Origin of the sequence: Micromonospora lacuserhaii (assembly GCF_036902735.1) — a bacterium.
Classification (GTDB): domain Bacteria; phylum Actinomycetota; class Actinomycetes; order Mycobacteriales; family Micromonosporaceae; genus Micromonospora.
In genome coordinates this window covers 151,811-168,133 of record NZ_JBAKHO010000003.1, presented here as the reverse complement: position 1 = coordinate 168,133, position 16,323 = coordinate 151,811, and the positions used below count along the sequence as shown (strand labels likewise).

Sequence of the window (16,323 nt, the reverse complement as noted above, 5' to 3'; positions counted from 1 at the left end):
GCGCCGGTCGAACGGCGCGACGCGGTAGCCGGAGGCACGGGAGGTGGCGATGGGTGGTCGGCGGAGCCGACGCGGGCGACCGTGGCGACCGGGCCGACCGCGCCGAGCGCGCACAGCCGCCGCGGCGCCACCGGCCGCCCCGGTCGAGCGGGAACCGCGCAGCCGCTGGCGGCCCGGGTACTGGCTCCGGCACCCGGCCCTTGCGGCGTTTCTGGTCTGCTGTGGCACGGTCACCGTGCTCGCCTGCGGGATCGGTGCCCTGGTCGACGGGTGGCAGCTACGGGAGCGGGGCGTCAGCACCCCGGCCGTCGTGGAGAGCGTGTCGGTGTTCCCGCGAAGGTCGGCGATGAAGGTGCGGTTCACCACGCCGGAGGGTCGGGCGGTGCGGGGCAGCACGTCGGCCATACCCGAACCGCGGCCCGCCCCCGGTGACGTGGTCACCGTCGTCTACGACCCGGCCGAGCCGGAGGACGTGTCCCTGCCCCTCGGCGGGCCGTCGCCGGTCGCCGACGCCGGTCTGGTCGCGTTCGGGCTGGTCCCCGGCGCGCTCTACGGGTGGTACCTCCGGCGCACCTGGTCGCACTGGCGTGGACAGGCGGAGGACTGGCGGCAGCACCGACCGGTGCCGCCCCTGGGGGAACGGCAGTATCCGTGGCCGGGGCGGGCGCGGGCAGAAACCGGACCGGCCCGGACCGCACGACGGCGGGCCGGGCCGGGAAGACCGATCTGACCTGTCAGACCCGCGCGCGGCGGGCCAGCCGCTCCGGGTCGAGGATGATGATGCTCTTGCCGTCCAGGCGCAGCCAGCCGCGCGAGGCGAAGTCGGCGAGCGCCTTGTTGACGGTCTCCCGAGAGGCGCCGACGAGCTGGGCGATCTCCTCCTGGGTCAGGTCGTGGGTCACCCGCAGGACGCCGCCGTCCCGGGTGCCGAAGCGGCCGGCCATCTGGAGCAGGTTCTTGGCGACCCGGCCCGGCACGTCGGTGAAGATCAGGTCGGCCAGCGAGTCGTTGGTCCGGCGCAGCCGGCGGGCCAGCACCCGCAGCAACTGCTCGGCGATCTCGGGCCGGTTGTTCAGCCACGGCCGCAGCGCCTGCTTGCGCAGCCGTACCAGCCGGGTGTCGGTGACCGCGGTGGCGGTGGCCGTACGCGGACCGGGGTCGAAGAGCGACAGCTCACCGACCATGTCCGACGGGCCCATCACCGCGATCAGGTTCTGCCGGCCGTCGGCCGCCCGACGCCCGACCTTGATCTTTCCCGACAGGAGGATGTAGAGACTGTCGCCGGGCTCGCCCTCGTTGAACACGATCTCGCCCTTGCGGACGTCGATCGTCTCCATCTCCTTGGCGAGCGCCTCGGCAGCCTCCGGGTCGACACCCTGGAAGATCCCGCTGCGGGCCAGTACCTCGTCCATCGCGCACCTCCGGTTGCGCGTGCCGTCCGTCGGCCGGGTCCGCCGTCCGCTGATCCCTCGCGCGCCGCCAAGTCTAGGCGCACGTGAGCATGAATCAGAGCCGCACCCCTCGAAACTTGATCGTTGGGCGTAACCCTGCGGACCTGATCAAGGGTTAGTATCCCGCGCGCGCCCTGGGTTGTCACCGGCCGTCGCCGGCGTGGGTCGTAGGGTGACCGGCGTGCTGAACGAGCCTGTGCTGGCCACCCGACCCGAGGACGGGCGGGACGTCCCCCTGCTGGTGTGGCGCGCCGACGGCCCACTGCGGGCGGTCAGTTCCGGCCCGCTGGGCGGCGGGATCGGCGTCCGCCGCTGGGTGGTCAACGCGACCGTGTCGATGTCGTACCACCGGGACGACCCGGCGGACCACCTGATCGCGCTGGCCCACGGCCAGGGCCTCGACGGGCCCGGGGTCGGCCTGCTGACCGGGGTGGACGTCGCGGAAGTGGTGACCCGGACCGACACCGGCGTGCGGGTCTGGGCCACCGTCGGCCTCGGCACCCCGCTCTGGGCCGCCGCGGCCGCGCCGGCGGCCCCGGCGCAGCGCGTCGGCACGGTCAACATCGTGGCGTACGTGCCGGCCGCGCTGAGCGACGCCGCCCTGGTCAACGCGGTCGCCACCGCCACCGAGGCGAAGGCCCAGGCGATCTGGGAGCTCGGCCTGCCGGCCACCGGTACGCCCACCGACGCAGTCACCGTGCTCTGCCCGGTGGACGGCCCCGCCGAGCCCTACGGCGGCCCCCGCTCCACCTGGGGCGCCCCGCTCGCCCGCGCCGTGCACGCCGCCGTCCGGGACGGCGGCGCGGCACCCTGCGTCCCGTGGTCGGACCGGCCGGCGGGCTGAAGTTCCGTCCGATCGGCCATCGTCGGGCGGATGCATACCCGGTAGCGTGGCGCCCGATGTACGCTGCCGCACCCCCGCGCCCCCGCCGCCGCGCCGCGCTCGCCGCCGGCGCTCTGCTCGGCGTGCTGCTCGGCGCCGGCTGCACCCGGTCGGACGATCCCGCGCCGGTCTGGCAGCCCGGTGGCGGTGGCGGCGCCACCGGCTCCCCGGTCCCGACCGACGGGCCGGCACCCACCGCCGACGGGGCGACCGGCGCGATCACCCTCTCGGCGACCGGCGACGTCATCATGGGCAACGCCCCGGCCAAGCTCCCGCCCAACGGCGGAAAGGGCTTCTTCGACGAGATCTCCGACGCGCTGAAGTCCGACCTGGTGATGGGGAACCTGGAGGAGCCGCTCACCGCGGACACCGGCACCGGCAAGTGCGCCCCGGGCTCCACCAACTGCTTCCAGTTCCGGGCCCCGGCCGAGTACGCCGCCCACCTCAAGGAAGCCGGCTTCCAGCTGCTCAACCAGGCCAACAACCACGGCTACGACTACGGCCCCCAGGGTTACGCGAACACCCGCAGGGCGCTCGAGGCGCACGGGCTGAAGCACACCGGGGCGCCCGACCAGATCACCGTGGTCGAGGTCAAGGGCGTGAAGGTGGCGGTCGCCGGCTTCTCGTCGTACCCCTGGTCCAACAGCCTGACCGACATCGACGCCGCGAACCTGGTCGTCGAGAAGGCCTCCACCATGGCCGACATCGTGGTCGTGCAGGTGCACATGGGAGCCGAGGGCGCCGACAAGACCAGGGTCAGGCCGGGCACCGAACTCTTCTACGGCGAGAACCGGGGTGACCCGGTGAAGTTCGCCCACGCCATGATCGACGCGGGGGCGGACCTGATCGTCGGGCACGGCCCGCACGTGCTGCGCGGCATGGAGTTCTACCAGGGCCGGCTGATCGCGTACAGCCTCGGCAACTTCGCCGGTGGTGGGCGGTCGCTGAATCCGAGCGGGCGGCTCGGCTGGGGCGGCGTGCTCAAGGTGTCGCTCAAGCCGGACGGCAGCTTCGCCGGCGGTTCGTTCACCTCCACCCGGATGAGCTCCGTGGGCAAGCCGACCATGGACCCCGCCGACCAGGGGCTCGGCCTGGTCAGGCAGCTCAGCCGCAGCGACTTCGGGGAGCGCGGCGCCCGGTTCGACGCCGCCGGGAAGATCAGCGCAGCGCAGGCCGGCTGAACCCGGCGACCCCGGGGCGTGGGCCCGGCGGGTTGTCGTCCCGGCGACGTAGGCTGGCCGGCGTGACCATCAGTTCCACCGAGACCGACCTCGGTCGTACCCGGCGCGCCCGGCGGATCGGCCGGGCGCTGACCGAGGCGCACCCCGACGCGCACTGTGAACTCGACCACTCCAACGCGCTGGAGCTGGCCGTCGCCACCATTCTCTCCGCGCAGTGCACCGACAAAAAGGTCAACGAGGTCACCCCGAAGCTCTTCACCCGCTATCCGACCGCCGCCGACTACGCGGGCGCGGACCGGGCCGAGCTGGAGGAGCTGATCCGGCCGACCGGGTTCTACCGCAACAAGACCGACTCGCTGATCAAGCTGGGCCAGGCCCTGGTCGAGCGGTACGACGGCCGGGTCCCCGGCAAGCTTGTCGACCTGGTGACGCTGCCCGGGATCGGCCGCAAAACCGCCAACGTCATCCTCGGCAACGCCTTCGACGTCCCGGGGATCACCGTCGACACCCACTTCCAGCGGCTGGTGCAGCGCTGGAAGCTGACCGCCCAGACCGACCCGGTCAAGATCGAGCACGAGATCGGCGCCCTCTTCCCGAAGCGGGAGTGGACCATGCTCTCGCACCGGATCATCTTCCACGGCCGGCGGGTCTGCCACGCCCGCAAGCCCGCCTGCGGCGCGTGCACGCTGGCGAAGCTCTGCCCGTCGTACGGGACCGGGCCGACCGATCCGACCGCCGCCGCCAAGCTGCTCAAGGGCCCCCGGGCGTGGGACCTCGCGGTCGCCGCCGGGGTGGACCCGGAGCTGGTGCCCCAGCAGGCCATCGCCGCGGAGGCGCCGTGAACCGGCGACTCGCCGCCCTGCTCGTCCCGGCGCTGCTGGCCGCCGCCGGCTGCACCGCCACCGAGCAGGAGCAGGCCACCCCGACCGCCCGCGCCGAGCGGCCGTCGCCGTTCGCCGACTGCGCCACGCTGACCAGCCCGCCCGGCGCCGCCCCGAGCGGCAGCGCCGCCCCGACGGGCAGTGCCGCCCCGACGGGCAGTGCCGCCCCGACGGGCATTGCCGCCCGGACGGGCAGCGCGTCGCCGCTGGGCAGCGGAGCAGCCGGCGCCGCCACCGCGGCTGCCGGCGGGGCGGGGGAGCTGCTGCCCGAGCTGACCCTCTCCTGCTTCACCGGGGGCGGCCCGGTGGCGCTGCGCGACGTGCGGGGCCCCGCCGTGGTCAACGTCTGGGCGTCCTGGTGCCCGCCCTGCCGCAAGGAACTGCCCGCCTTCCAGCGGCTCAGCGAACGCTCCGCCGGCCGGTTCCAGGTGCTCGGGGTCAACAGCCGGGACACCCGCGACGGCGCCCGGTCCATCGGCGAGGACTTCGGCGTCCGCTTCCCGATGCTGGTCGACCAGGGCGAGGCGCTGCAACGGGAACTGCGGCGCAACGCCCTTCCGCTCACCCTGCTCGTCGACGCCGACGGGCGGGTACGCCACGTCGACGCGACCGGCGCCCTCGACGACGCCCGCCTCGCCGCGCTGGTCGAGCGGCACCTGGGTGTGGCGGTGCCGTCGTGAGCGCGACGAGTGAGCCGCGAGCCGCGCGGTCGCGACCAGGAGTGTCGCGGTGACCCGCCGCCCGCCGTCCTGGATCGACCCGCTGCTGGGCCGGCTCGGCACCGCCCGCGCCGAGGACTTCACCCGGCTCACCACCCCCGAGGAGGGCGGCCGGGAGAGTGCGGTGCTGGTGCTGCTCGGCGAGGAGCCGGGCGCCGGCCCGGACGTGCTGGTGCTCCAGCGGGCCGCCACCCTGCGCAACCACGCCGGTCAGCCGGCCTTCCCCGGTGGCGCGGCCGACCCGGAGGACGCCGACGCCTCCGCCACCGCGCTGCGCGAGGCCAACGAGGAGGTCGGCCTCGACCCGGCCAGCGTCACCGTCCTGGCCGAGCTGCCGAAGCTCTGGATCCCGGTCAGCGACTTCGTGGTCACCCCGGTGCTGGCCTGGTGGCACACCCCGCACCCGGTGCACCCCCGCGAGCCGGCCGAGGTCGCCCACGTCGCCCGGCTGCCGATCGCCGAACTGGTCGACCCGGCCAACCGGATGCGGGTACGCCACCCCAGCGGCTGGATCGGCCCGGCCTTCTCGGCCCGGGGGATGCTCGTCTGGGGCTTCACCGCCGGGGTGCTCGCCACCCTGCTCGAGATGGGCGGCTGGGCCCGTCCCTGGCCGCGTGGCCGGGTCATGGAGCTGCCGCCGGTCGGGGCCACCCCGGCGCCCTCGGCGGGCACCGACGAAGTCGACGAGATGGCCGGCCCGCTGACCTGACGGTCACGTTCCGCAAGCGGTGGACCTCCGCCGAGCCCGGTGCCCGTACCCTTGACCCGTGTCCGCCGTGGATCTCGTTCTGCTCCTGCTCATGCTCGTGTTCGCGATCAGCGGATACCGCCAGGGTTTCGTCATCGGAGCGCTGTCGTTCTCCGGGTTCTTCCTGGGTGCGCTCATCGGCCTCCAGGTCGGCCCGCTGCTGGCCCGGCAGTTCGTCGACAGCGGGACCAGGGTGCTGGTCTCTCTGGTCGCCGTCTTCGGGCTGGCCGTGCTGGGCCAGGCGCTCGCCGGCTGGCTCGGCTCGCACCTGCGCCGCACCATCACCAATGACGTGGCCAAGCGCGCCGACGACGTCGGCGGCGCGTTCGTCTCGATCTTCGCGGTGATGCTGGTGGCCTGGCTGGTCGCGGTGCCGCTCGGCTCGTCGTCGCTGCCCTGGCTGGCCGCCTCGGTCAAGAACAGCGCCCTGCTGACCGTGGTGGACCGGGTCCTGCCGGACCGGGCCCAGGAGCTCTCCACCGCGCTGCGGGACACCGTCGACACCAACGGCTTCCCGGACGTCTTCAACGGATTGGGCCGTACCTCCGCCCGGCAGGTCTCGCCGCCCGACCCGGCGCTCGCCGGCTCGCAGGTGGTGGCCAACAGCCAGCGCGCCGTGGTCAAGGTGCTCGGCTCCGCGCCCAGCTGCGCCCGCCGGATCGAGGGCTCCGGCTTCGTGTACGCCGACGACCGGGTGATGACCAACGCGCACGTCGTCGCCGGCACCCGCTCCGTCGCGGTCGAGCTGCGCGGCGAACGGTACGACGGCGAGGTGGTCGTCTATGACCCGGACCGCGACCTCGCCGTGCTGCACGTGCCGGGGCTCCCCGGCCCGTCGCTGCGCTTCGCCGCCGGGCAGGCCGCCTCCGGCGCGGACGCGATCGTGCTCGGCTTCCCGCTCGACGGCCCGTACGACGCCCGGCCGGCCCGGGTACGGGACGTCGACCGGATCACCGGGCCGGACATCTACTCCTCCGGCGACGTGACCCGGGAGATCTACACGATCCGGGCGCTGGTCCGCAGCGGCAACTCCGGCGGCCCGCTGGTCTCCTCGAACGGCCTGGTGCTCGGCGTGATCTTCGCGGCGGCGGCGGACGACCCGAACACCGGCTTCGCGGTGACCGCCGCCGAGGCCCGGGCGGTGGCGCTGGCCGGCGCGGAGCGTACCCGTGGGGTGGGCACCGGCGAGTGCACCTGAGCCCCGCCCGCGGACCCCGGCCGACCGCGGTCGGGGTCAGCTCCCGGCGGAGGCCCGGGCGGCGCCCACGTCGCCCGATGTGGTGAGCCCGGGGAGCTTGGCCCGACCCCAGTGGAGGGTCCGGTCCAGCACCGCCCGCGCCATGATCGCCACGCAGATGCCGCCGTTGACGAACGAGGCGACCACGTCGCTCGGGTGGTGCATGCCCCGGTACATCCGGCCTACCGCCACCCCGATCGGCACCAGCACCAGCAGCGTCCACCAGGTGGCCTTCGCCGCGGTGCTCTTCGCCCTCAGGGCCAGCAGCAGCGCGATGCCGACGTAGAGCGCCACCGACGCCGAGGTGTGCCCGGACGGGAAGCTGGAGGTGGGCGGCGAGACGTCCATGTGCTCCACGGCCGGCCGGCGCCGGTCGATCGCCATGGTGGTCAGCAGGAAGACCAGCGCCTGGGCGCTCACCGCCGCGCACAGGAACAGCGGCTCCCGCCAGCGGTGCAGCACCAGCCGCAGGATCAGCGCCACCAGCACCGTGACCACGACGATCACCTGGGTGCTGGCCAGGGTGCTGAAGACCAGCGAGACGTCGTTCCACCCGCCGGTGCGATCCGCGGCCAGCTCCCGGTTGACCATGTCCTCCACGGTGAACGGCCACGTCTTGTCGAGTACCCGGGTCACCAGCACCCCGAGCAGGATCATGAAGGAGAGCAGCAGGGTGACCGGGAACAGCACCCGCTTGAGGACCTGCACCGCGACATCGGACATGGGCCGCCCATTACCCCTTCCGGCGATGAACTACGCGTGGCCCGGCGGTGTCGGGTCGGCCAGCTCCGGTTCCACGCCCTCCTTCGCCGGGCGTGCGGTGGGCCGGCCGGTCCGCGCCCGCCAGGTGGTGAACGCGGCGGCGGTCGCCGCCACCACCGCCGTACCGAGCAGCCAACCGCCCAGCACGTCGCTGGTGAAGTGCACGCCGAGCGCCACCCGGCTCAGCCCGGTCACGCCGGCGATCAGCACCGCCGCCGCCCAGAGGGCGACCCGGGCGACCGGCCGGCCCCGGGTGAACGGCAGGAACACCAGCAGCAGCACCCCGGCGGCCAGGGTGGCGTTCAAGGCGTGCCCGGACGGGAAGGAGAAGCCGGCCGCCCGGGCCACCGGGTCGAGCAGGTCCGGCCGGCTCCGGCCCACCAGCAGCTTCAGCAGCGCGCCGAGCGACCCGCCGACCGCCATCGTGGTGACCACCCAGAGCGCCAGCCGCCGCGCCTGCCGGCTCCACAGCCAGAGCACCACGACCAGCGCGGCCACCCGCAGCGGCCCGGGCCCGAAGACGTGCGTCCAGACGTCCATCGTCCGCACCCAGGCGGGATGGTCGACGGCGTACCGGTGCAGCGCGTGGGTCACCGTGGCGTCCAGCTCGTGCAGCGGCGGCCAGGCCCCTACCACCAGCACGGCCAGCAGCGCGAACGGCACCAGCACCAGGAACGCCGCCGCCGAGGCGACGGTCAGCCGCAGGCCCAGCGAATGGTCGCGGTCCAGGCGGCGGGCCCGCCAGGGCCGGTCCGGTGGGGCTACGGCGTCGCGGTGACCGGGGTGGCTCATGGGAGCAGCACTTACCCAGCCGGAGGCGAGATCAGACCGCCCTCAGCGCCGCCACTGGCGGAACCGGCGGATCATCAGCGCCGCGCCGGTGACCAGGGCGACCAGGATGGCGACACCGGTCCAGAGCCGGCGGGGCGCCGGGTCCTCCCCGGCACCGGCTGGCTGGGCCGTCCAGCGGGCGTGCTGGCGGGGGGCGGTGAAGCCGAGCGGGTCCGCCCCGGTGCCGCCGGCCTGGGCGCCGTCCGCCGAACCGGGGGCCGGGCCGAAGCCCACCACCCCCGGGGAGGCGTTGTCGTCCAGCGGGTTGCGGTGCGTCGCCGGCACGTCCGCGGTCAGCGCCGCGACCGGGTCGACCAGGCCGTACCCGAAACGGTCGTCGCGGCCGGCGGGCCCGATGTCCTTCGCGGTGACCAGCAGCCGGTTCACCACGTCCCCGGCGGACATCTGCGGGTAGCGGGCCCGGATCAGCGCGGCGGTCGCCGCGACCAGCGGCGAGGCGAAGCTGGTGCCCTGCACTCCCCAGTAGCCGCCGGGAGGCCGCGCCCCGATCAGCCCGGTGGCGGGGGCGGTCAGCACGGTGGCGTGCCCGGTGATCGAGCCGGCCCAGAGGTTCTCGCTGTCGCGTTCCAGGCCGGCCACGGCGATCACGCCGGGCTCCCGGGCCGGGTACCAGACCTTGGTGCTGGTCGAGGTGGCCACGTTGCCGGTGCAGGCCACCACCACCACGTCCCGGGCGAAGGCGTAGTCGAGGGCGGCGGCCAGCGCCGGGCTGTCGCCGCCGCCGCCCAGCGACAGGTTGATCACGCGCGCCCCGTTGTCGACCGCCCAGCGGACCCCCTTGGCGACGATCAGCGCGTCGTCGTAGCGGTTCTCGTCGTCGAGCACCCGGACCGGCAGGATGCGCGCGTCCGGCGCCAGCCCGACCACGCCCCGCCGGTCGTCGTTGCGGCCGGCGATCAGGCTCGCCACCGTGGTGCCGTGACCCACCGGATCCGGCTCGGCGGCGCCGCCGGGGGAGACCAGGTCGATGCCGGGCAGCACCTGCCCGACCAGGTCCTGATGGGAGGCGTCCACCCCGGAGTCGATCACCGCCACGGTGACCCCGCGCCCGGTCGAGGTGCGCCAGGCCGTCGACGCCCCCAACTCCTCGAGCTGGAACTGGTCGTCACGGACCCGGTCCGCCCGGGCGGTCGTGTCGACCGGCGCGAAGTCCGGCTCGGCCAGGGGCGCCACGGCCGCCGGCGCCGCGACGGTCGTCGCCCGGTGGGCCGGGACGGCGGACGCCGGCGACGGCACGGCGCCCACCACGGTCACGGCCGTCGCCGCCGCACCGAGCAGTGCCCGGCCGGCGAACCGGTGGAGCGCCGTCGTGGAGCCCTGCCGAACCCTGGTCACATCCTCAGCCATTCATCGCGGCGGACACGTGCTGCTGGGAGAGATTACCGGTTTTCCCCTGCCTGACGGAGCGTTCCCGGCACACCGGTCACTGTGGCGGCAGGTGGGCCAGCTGGACGAGCCGTACCCCCTCGCGTCGGGTGACCAAACGACCGCGTCCCGCCGGCAGTGGCCCCGGACGGACCTGACCGACCAGCGGCCCCTCGTCCGGGCTGCCGCTCATCACCAGCCCGGCGGTGGAGAGCTCCCGCAGCCGCTGGATGACCGGCTCGTACTGGGCCCGGGCCGCGCCGCCGGCCCGGCGGGCCAGCACCAGGTGCAGCCCGACGTCCCGGGCCTGCGGCAGGTGCTCCTCCAGGCCCCGCAGCGGGTTGGCCGGGCCGCTGGCCACCAGGTCGTAGTCGTCGACCAGCACGAACAGCTCCGGCCCGGACCACCAGGACCGGTCCCGCAACTGCGCCGGGGTCACCTCCGGGCCGGGCAGCCGGCGCTGCATGTAGCCGGCCGCCGACTCGATCAGCTCGGTGGTGTGCGCCGCCGCGGTGCCGTACCCGATCAGATGGTCCGACTCGACCGTGCCGTACAGGCTGCGCCGGTAGTCCACCAGGATCACCCGGGCCTGGTCCGGGGTGAAACGGGTGACGATGGAGATGGCCAGCGCCCGCAGGAAGGACGACTTGCCGCACTCGGCGTCGCCGAAGACCACGAAGTGCGGCTCGGTGGCGAAGTCCAGCGTCACCGGACGTAGGTCCGACTCGGCCACCCCGATCGGGAAGGCCAGCCCGGTCGCGTCGGAGCGGTCCAGCTCGGCGTAGGGCAGCACCGGTGGGAGCAGCCGGACCCGGGGCGCGGGCGGGCCGGCCCACCCGTCGGCGACCGCCTTCACCAGCTCGCCCGGCTCGCCGCCCGTGAGCTGGGGCAGCGCGGTGAGGAAGTGCAGGCTCTGCGCGGTGACGCCCCGGCCCGGCCTCTTCTCCGGTACGGTCGCCGCCGCGCTCCGCTTCACCACCGAGTCCGACGGATCGCCCAGCCGCAGCTCCAACCGGGAACCGAACAGGTCGCGGATGGCCGGCCGGAAGTCCATCCAGCGGACCGCGCTCGCCACCACATGCACCCCGTACGACAGGCCACGGGTGGCCAGGTCGGTGATCAGCGGTTCCAGGTCGTCGTACTCGCCGCGCAGGGTGGCCCAGCCGTCGACGACCAGGAACACGTCGCCGAACGGGTCGACGGCGGGCTGACCGGCCGCGGCCAGCGCGGAGCGGCGCTGCCGCCAGGCCGCCATCGACTCCACGCCCAGCTCGGTGAAGCGACGCTCCCGCTCGGCGAGCACGGTGCCGATCTCGCCGACCGTCCGGCGGACCACCGTCGGGTCGGCCCGGCCGGCCACCCCGCCGACGTGCGGCAGGTCGCGCAGCGCGGAGAGCCCGCCGCCGCCGAAGTCCAGGCAGTAGACCTGCGCCTCGGCCGGGGTGTGGGTGAGCGCCAGCGCGCAGATCAGCGTCCGGAGCAGGTGGGACTTGCCGCTCTGCGGGCCGCCCACCACGGCGACGTGCCCGGCCGCGCCGTCCAGCGCCAACCAGAGCAGGTCGCGCCGCTGCTCGTACGGCTTGTCCACCACCGCCACCGGCACCTGGAGGGCGCCGTGCAGCCCCGGATTGGCGAAGGCGAGGCCGCGCTGCGGCTCCACCTTCACCGGGCCGAGCAGCTCGTCGAGGGTGGGCGCCAGGTCCAGCGGCGGCAGCCAGACCTGGTGCGCCGGCGGCCCCTGCCCGGCCAGCCGGCCGACCAGCACGTCGAGGAGGCTCTCGGTCTCCTCCTCGGCGGCGGGCAGCGCCACCGGGGTGGCCGACTCGGGCAGCGGCACCAGGTGGGTGGAGAAGGAGAGCAGCCGGGGGCTGCCGCCCGGGCCGCCGCCGGCCGCGCCGCCGCGCCGGGCGACCGGCCCCGAGACGTACGCGGCCTTGAACCGGACCAGCGGCTCGGTGCCGGCGCGCAGGTAGCCGTGGCCGGGCGAGCGGGGCAGCTCGTACGCGTCGGGGACGCCGAGCACCGTCCGGGACTCCAGCGCGGAGAAGGTCCGCAGCCCGATCCGGTACGACAGGTGGGTGTCGAGCCCCCGTAGTCGCCCCTCCTCCAGGCGCTGGCTGGCCAGCAGCAGGTGCACGCCGAGGGAGCGGCCCAGCCGTCCGATCTGGACGAACAGGTCGATGAAGTCGGGCTTGGCGGAGAGCAGCTCGGAGAACTCGTCGCAGACCAGCAGCAGCGAGGGCAGCGGGGCGAGCGGTGTGCCGGCCGCCCGGGCCCGCTCGTAGTCGCGCAGGCTGGCGAAGTTGCCGGCCCGGCGGAGCAGCTCCTGGCGGCGGACCAGCTCCCCGTTGATCGCGTCGACCATCCGGTCCACCAGGGGCAGCGCGTCGGCCAGGTTGGTGATCACCGCCGCGGTGTGCGGCAGCCGGTCGAACGAGGCGAAGGTGGCCCCGCCCTTGAAGTCGACCAGCACGAAGTTGAGCTGCTCCGAGCTGTGCGTGGCGGCCAGCGCGAGCACCAGGGTGCGGAGCAGCTCGGATTTGCCGGAGCCGGTCCCGCCGATCAGCAGCCCGTGCGGGCCCATGCCGTCCTGCGCCGATTCCTTGAGGTCCAGTTCGATGGCGCCGCCGTCGGCGCCGACGCCGATCGGCACCCGCAGCCGGTCCCGCGCCGGGCGGGGCGCCCAGCCCTGCTCGGCGGTGAACCCGTCCGGGTCGCCGATGCCGAGCAGCTCGGGCAGGCCCAGCTCGGCGCCGGGGGCGGCCTCCGCCCCGCGTACGGTCGCGGCGAGCCGTAGCGGGGCGAGCCGGCGGGCGACGGCCTCCGCGTCGGCGATCTCCAGCCGGTCGGCGGTGCCCACCTCGGCGTGCCCCTCGGCGGACCAGGAGTGCAGCCGGTCCCCGCGTACCTCGAGCAGCAGCGCGAAGCGGTCCAGCAGGCGCGGCGGCGGGGTCTCCAGGTCGATCACGGTGACGGCGTCGATGCCGCCGTCGCCGGTCAGGTCGGTCGCCCCGGTCAGGTCGCCGCCGTCGAGCAGCACCACCACGTGCGGCCCGTCGGTGGCCGGGCCGGCCGGGCTGAACCGGGACCGGCTGGCGAGCACGTCGTCGAGGAGCCGTTCCAGTTCGGCGGCGGAGGAGGTGACCAGCCGGACCGGGCCGAGCGCGTCCACCCGGGTCGGGTGGTGGGCGTGCGGCAGCCACTTGACCCATTCCCAGAGGGCGCGCCGCTCCGGCCCGGCGCAGACCGCGACCAGCAGCTCGTCGGGGGCGTGGAAGACGGCGAGCTGGGTGAGCAGAGCCCGGCCCAGCGCCTGGGCCTCCGCCGAGCCGGTGCCCGGCGCCTGCGCGTCCGGCCGGGTCGGGGCGGCGGGCAGGCCGCGCACGTGCACCCGGGCGAAGCTGCGCAGGGAGAGCGCCACCGGCAGGTCCGGCACCACCGAGTACGCGTCGAGGAAGCGTCGTAACGCCCCGGCGGTCATCGGTTCCAGCTCCTCCAGCGGCCGGGTGACCGGCGGAACCAGCGGGGTGGCCAGGGTCTGCGGGCCGACGGCGACCCGGACCACGGCGAAGTCCGGGTCGGTGGGGCGGCGTTCCCAGACCCGGTGGCTGTCCACCGTCGACCAGAGCCGGGCCGGGTCCGGGTGCCGGTAGTACAGCCCGGCCCGCTGCTGCCCAACGGTCTGTCGGACCCGGCGGCGCAGCGCGGTGAGGTGCCGCAGGTACTCCCGGCGGGCGGCCATCATCTCCGACTTCTTCGGGGTGCCGGAGGCGCTGCCCCAGGAGGTGACCAGCATGGCCACCGAGGAGAGCCCGAACATGCCGCCCACCACGTACGAGTACGCCCCGCCGCCGCGGCCGAACATCATCGCCATCGCCACCGTGCCGCCCAGCATGGGCAGCACCATCAGCGCCTGCTGCCAGCGGGCGCCGGTGACGGCGGGGATCTCCGGGGGCGCCTCCACGGGCAGGTCACCGACCGGGATCTCCGGCGCCGGCCGGCGCGGCGGTCGCTTGATGACGACAGTGGACACTGAGCCTCCCATGGCTCTCGGTAACCCGAGCCTGGCTCATGGTAGGTAAAGTCCTGTCGTCCGTCAGCCACCGTTACCGATCGATATGGAGATCAGTCGATGACTACCGGGCTGGCCCGAGTCACGATCAGCGCACCGCTGCGGCGGGTGGACGTGGCGCTGCCGGAGCAGGTCCCGCTGGCCGAGCTGCTGCCCGAGGTGCTGCGGCACGCCGGCGAGGGGCTGGCCGACGACGGCGAGCGGCACGGCGGCTGGGTGCTCCGGCGTACCGACGGCGCGGTGCTGGCGACCGCGCAGGCGCTGCTGCCCCAAGGGGTGCGCGACGGCGAGGTGCTGCACCTGGTGCCGGCCCACGACCAGTGGCCCGAGCTGGAGTACGACGACGTGGTCGAGGCGATCGCCGACGGCGCCCGCCGCCGGGGCGCCGCCTGGTCCCCCCGGGCCACCCGGGCCGCCGCGCTGGCCGGGGCGGGGGTGCCGCTCGCCGTCGGGCTGCTCGCCGTGCTGGCCGCCGGGCCCGGGCAGCACGCCGGCTGGCCCGTCGCGGTGGCGGTGGCGCTGCTGCTCGCGCTCGCCGGCACGGTCGCCTCCCGGGCGTACGGCGACGCGCCGACCGGCGCCACCCTCGGCGGGTACGCCCTCCCGTACGCCTTCGCCGGTGGCGCCCTCGCGGTCGCCTCCGGGGACCCGGTCGGCCCGCTGCGGCCGCTGCCCTGGCTGGGCGCCCCCGAACTGCTCGCCGGCGCGGTGGCGCTGCTGCTGGTCGCGGTGCTCGGCCTGCTCGGCACGGCCACCCGGCTGCGGGTCTTCGTGGCCGGGGCGACCGTGGGCGCGCTGGGTGCGGTCGCGGCCCTCGGTGGCCTGCTGCTCGATCCGGCGGACACGGCGGCGGTGCTGCTCTGCGCGCTGGTCTTCGCCCTCGGCGGGCTCCCGCTGCTGGCCATCCGGCTCGGCAAGGTGCCGCTGCCGCCGATCACCCTCCCGGCCGGCCCGGCCGGCCCGGCCGGCGGGCCGGACGGCGTCCGGGACCTGCCGGACCGGGCCCGGGTGCACGCCGCGGTGGCCCGCACCGAGGAGATGCTCACCGGGATGCTGCTCGGGCACGCCGTGCTGGCCGTCGCCACCGCGGTCGTGCTCGGGCTGACCGGCGGGGTCGCCGGCCGGCTGCTGGTGGCGGTGGGTTCGGCGGTGCTGCTGCTGCGCTCCCGGCTCTTCGTGGCGGTCCGCCACCGGGTCCCGCCGGTGGCGGCCGGGCTGGCGGGGTTCGCGGTGCTCGGCGGGGTGCTGGCCGGCCGGGCCGGCGCCACCGGGCTGCTGGCGCTGGCCGGGGGCGGGCTGCTGGTCGCCCTGCTCACCGTCGCCGCCGGTACGACGTACGCCCGCCGGCCGGTCTCCCCGTACCTCGGTCGGGTGGCCGACCTGACCGACACCGCGCTGGTGGTCTCGGTGGTCCCGGTCGCCTGCGCGGTGCTCGACCTCTACGACTCCGCCCGCGGCCTGCTGGGCTGACCCACGACGAAGGCCCGGGCCGCCGGCCCGGGCCTTCCTCGACGTGTGGTGGTCAGTGCCCGGCGCCGCCCGCGGCCTCGGCGTCCCTGGCCCGCTGGTACGACGCGCGGACCTCGGCCTCGGCCTCGACCCGGCCCACCCAGGTGGCACCCTCGACCGACTTACCCGGCTCCAGGTCCTTGTAGACCTCGAAGAAGTGCTGGATCTCCAGCCGGTCGAACTCGCCCAGGTGGTGGATGTCGCGCAGGTGCTCCTGGCGCGGGTCCTCGTAGGGCACGCAGAGGACCTTGTCGTCGCCGCCCTTCTCGTCCGTCATCCGGAACATGCCGATGGTGCGGCACCGGATGAGGCAGCCCGGGAAGGTCGGCTCGGGGACGAGCACCAGCGCGTCCAGCGGGTCGCCGTCCTCGCCCAGGGTGCCCTCGATGAATCCGTAGTCGGCCGGATACTGGGTCGACGTGAAGAGGGTGCGGTCCAGCCGGATCCGGCCGGTCGCGTGGTCCACCTCGTACTTGTTCCGGTGACCCTTCGGGATCTCAACCGTGACGTCGAAATCCATCTTCCACGCTCCCTCGTCTGCCCACGCTGGCTGAAACGGAACCACTGACGCCCCGGGACGGGTGAAGTGTCACCCGCCGGCTCCGGACGCCGCATAGTCTTCGGACCGAAGTAGTGTCACCCAGGCTGGTTCGGGATGCGGGA

14 protein-coding genes are annotated in these 16,323 nt (G+C 74.9%); 8 read left to right on the top strand and 6 right to left on the bottom strand.

The features are described from left to right. Positions 1–235: 235 nt before the first annotated feature. Positions 236–730, top strand: coding sequence for a DUF3592 domain-containing protein (locus V6U81_RS03330; RefSeq protein ID WP_420883958.1), 495 nt, complete (start codon positions 236–238; stop codon positions 728–730). 4 nt (positions 731–734) lie between these two features. On the opposite strand, the gene V6U81_RS03325 is transcribed toward V6U81_RS03330, so the two are convergent. Then, complete coding sequence (locus tag V6U81_RS03325) at positions 735–1,412, bottom strand: Crp/Fnr family transcriptional regulator (RefSeq protein ID WP_067306583.1); 678 nt, start codon at positions 1,410–1,412, stop codon at positions 735–737. Between the two features lie 220 nt (positions 1,413–1,632). Here V6U81_RS03325 and V6U81_RS03320 point away from each other — a divergent pair, with 220 nt between their 5' ends. The 6 genes from V6U81_RS03320 (at position 1,633) to V6U81_RS03295 (ending at position 7,061) form a co-directional block, all read left to right on the top strand. Further along, entirely contained in the window at positions 1,633–2,295 is a 663-nt protein-coding gene (locus tag V6U81_RS03320; RefSeq protein ID WP_334484150.1) for an adenosylcobinamide amidohydrolase, read from the top strand. Between the two features lie 56 nt (positions 2,296–2,351). After that, positions 2,352–3,515 carry a CapA family protein gene (locus tag V6U81_RS03315; protein ID WP_334484148.1) on the top strand — a complete coding sequence of 388 codons (1,164 nt, stop codon included), beginning with the start codon at positions 2,352–2,354 and terminating at the stop codon, positions 3,513–3,515. Between the two features lie 62 nt (positions 3,516–3,577). Beyond that, on the top strand, positions 3,578–4,357 hold the full coding sequence (nth, locus tag V6U81_RS03310) for an endonuclease III (protein WP_334484147.1): 780 nt from the start codon (positions 3,578–3,580) through the stop codon (positions 4,355–4,357). Next, positions 4,354–5,076, top strand: coding sequence for a TlpA family protein disulfide reductase (locus tag V6U81_RS03305; RefSeq protein WP_334484146.1), 723 nt, complete (start codon positions 4,354–4,356; stop codon positions 5,074–5,076). Before nth ends, V6U81_RS03305 begins: the two co-directional genes overlap by 4 nt. A 49-nt stretch (positions 5,077–5,125) precedes the next feature. Continuing rightward, a complete protein-coding gene (locus V6U81_RS03300) occupies positions 5,126–5,824 on the top strand; it encodes an NUDIX hydrolase (protein WP_334484145.1) in 699 nt (232 codons plus the stop codon). Between the two features lie 58 nt (positions 5,825–5,882). Beyond that, positions 5,883–7,061: a MarP family serine protease gene (locus V6U81_RS03295; protein WP_334484143.1), complete on the top strand. Its 1,179-nt coding sequence runs from the start codon at positions 5,883–5,885 to the stop codon at positions 7,059–7,061. 36 nt (positions 7,062–7,097) lie between these two features. Here the strand turns inward: V6U81_RS03295 and V6U81_RS03290 are convergent, their stop codons facing one another. The 4 genes from V6U81_RS03290 to eccCa all read right to left on the bottom strand — a co-directional run bounded on the left by V6U81_RS03290 (position 7,098) and on the right by eccCa (position 14,112). Further along, positions 7,098–7,823, bottom strand: coding sequence for a phosphatase PAP2 family protein (locus V6U81_RS03290; RefSeq protein WP_334484141.1), 726 nt, complete (start codon positions 7,821–7,823; stop codon positions 7,098–7,100). Between the two features lie 30 nt (positions 7,824–7,853). After that, a complete protein-coding gene (locus tag V6U81_RS03285; protein ID WP_334484139.1) occupies positions 7,854–8,654 on the bottom strand; it encodes a phosphatase PAP2 family protein in 801 nt (266 codons plus the stop codon). A gap of 42 nt (positions 8,655–8,696) precedes the next feature. Continuing rightward, positions 8,697–10,061: a type VII secretion-associated serine protease mycosin gene (gene mycP, locus V6U81_RS03280; RefSeq protein ID WP_334484137.1), complete on the bottom strand. Its 1,365-nt coding sequence runs from the start codon at positions 10,059–10,061 to the stop codon at positions 8,697–8,699. Between the two features lie 76 nt (positions 10,062–10,137). Further along, a complete protein-coding gene (gene eccCa / locus V6U81_RS03275) occupies positions 10,138–14,112 on the bottom strand; it encodes a type VII secretion protein EccCa (protein WP_334484134.1) in 3,975 nt (1,324 codons plus the stop codon). Between the two features lie 99 nt (positions 14,113–14,211). Between eccCa and eccD the strand changes: the two genes are divergently transcribed. Continuing rightward, entirely contained in the window at positions 14,212–15,621 is a 1,410-nt protein-coding gene (gene eccD / locus V6U81_RS03270; protein ID WP_334484131.1) for a type VII secretion integral membrane protein EccD, read from the top strand. 52 nt (positions 15,622–15,673) lie between these two features. Here eccD and V6U81_RS03265 read toward each other — a convergent pair whose 3' ends face one another. Then, complete coding sequence (locus V6U81_RS03265) at positions 15,674–16,180, bottom strand: inorganic diphosphatase (RefSeq protein ID WP_334484128.1); 507 nt, start codon at positions 16,178–16,180, stop codon at positions 15,674–15,676. Positions 16,181–16,323: the final 143 nt, after the last annotated feature.

Bases quoted from the DNA above. Each gene is read 5' to 3' on its own strand.
- V6U81_RS03325 (WP_067306583.1), bottom strand. From the start codon at position 1,412: ATGGACGAGGTACTGGCCCGCAGCGGGATCTTCCAGGGTGTCGACCCG.
- V6U81_RS03315 (WP_334484148.1), top strand. From the start codon at position 2,352: ATGTACGCTGCCGCACCCCCGCGCCCCCGCCGCCGCGCCGCGCTCGCC.
- V6U81_RS03290 (WP_334484141.1), bottom strand. From the start codon at position 7,823: ATGTCCGATGTCGCGGTGCAGGTCCTCAAGCGGGTGCTGTTCCCGGTC.
- V6U81_RS03285 (WP_334484139.1), bottom strand. From the start codon at position 8,654: ATGAGCCACCCCGGTCACCGCGACGCCGTAGCCCCACCGGACCGGCCC.
- mycP (WP_334484137.1), bottom strand. From the start codon at position 10,061: ATGGCTGAGGATGTGACCAGGGTTCGGCAGGGCTCCACGACGGCGCTC.
- eccD (WP_334484131.1), top strand. From the start codon at position 14,212: ATGACTACCGGGCTGGCCCGAGTCACGATCAGCGCACCGCTGCGGCGG.
- V6U81_RS03265 (WP_334484128.1), bottom strand. From the start codon at position 16,180: ATGGATTTCGACGTCACGGTTGAGATCCCGAAGGGTCACCGGAACAAG.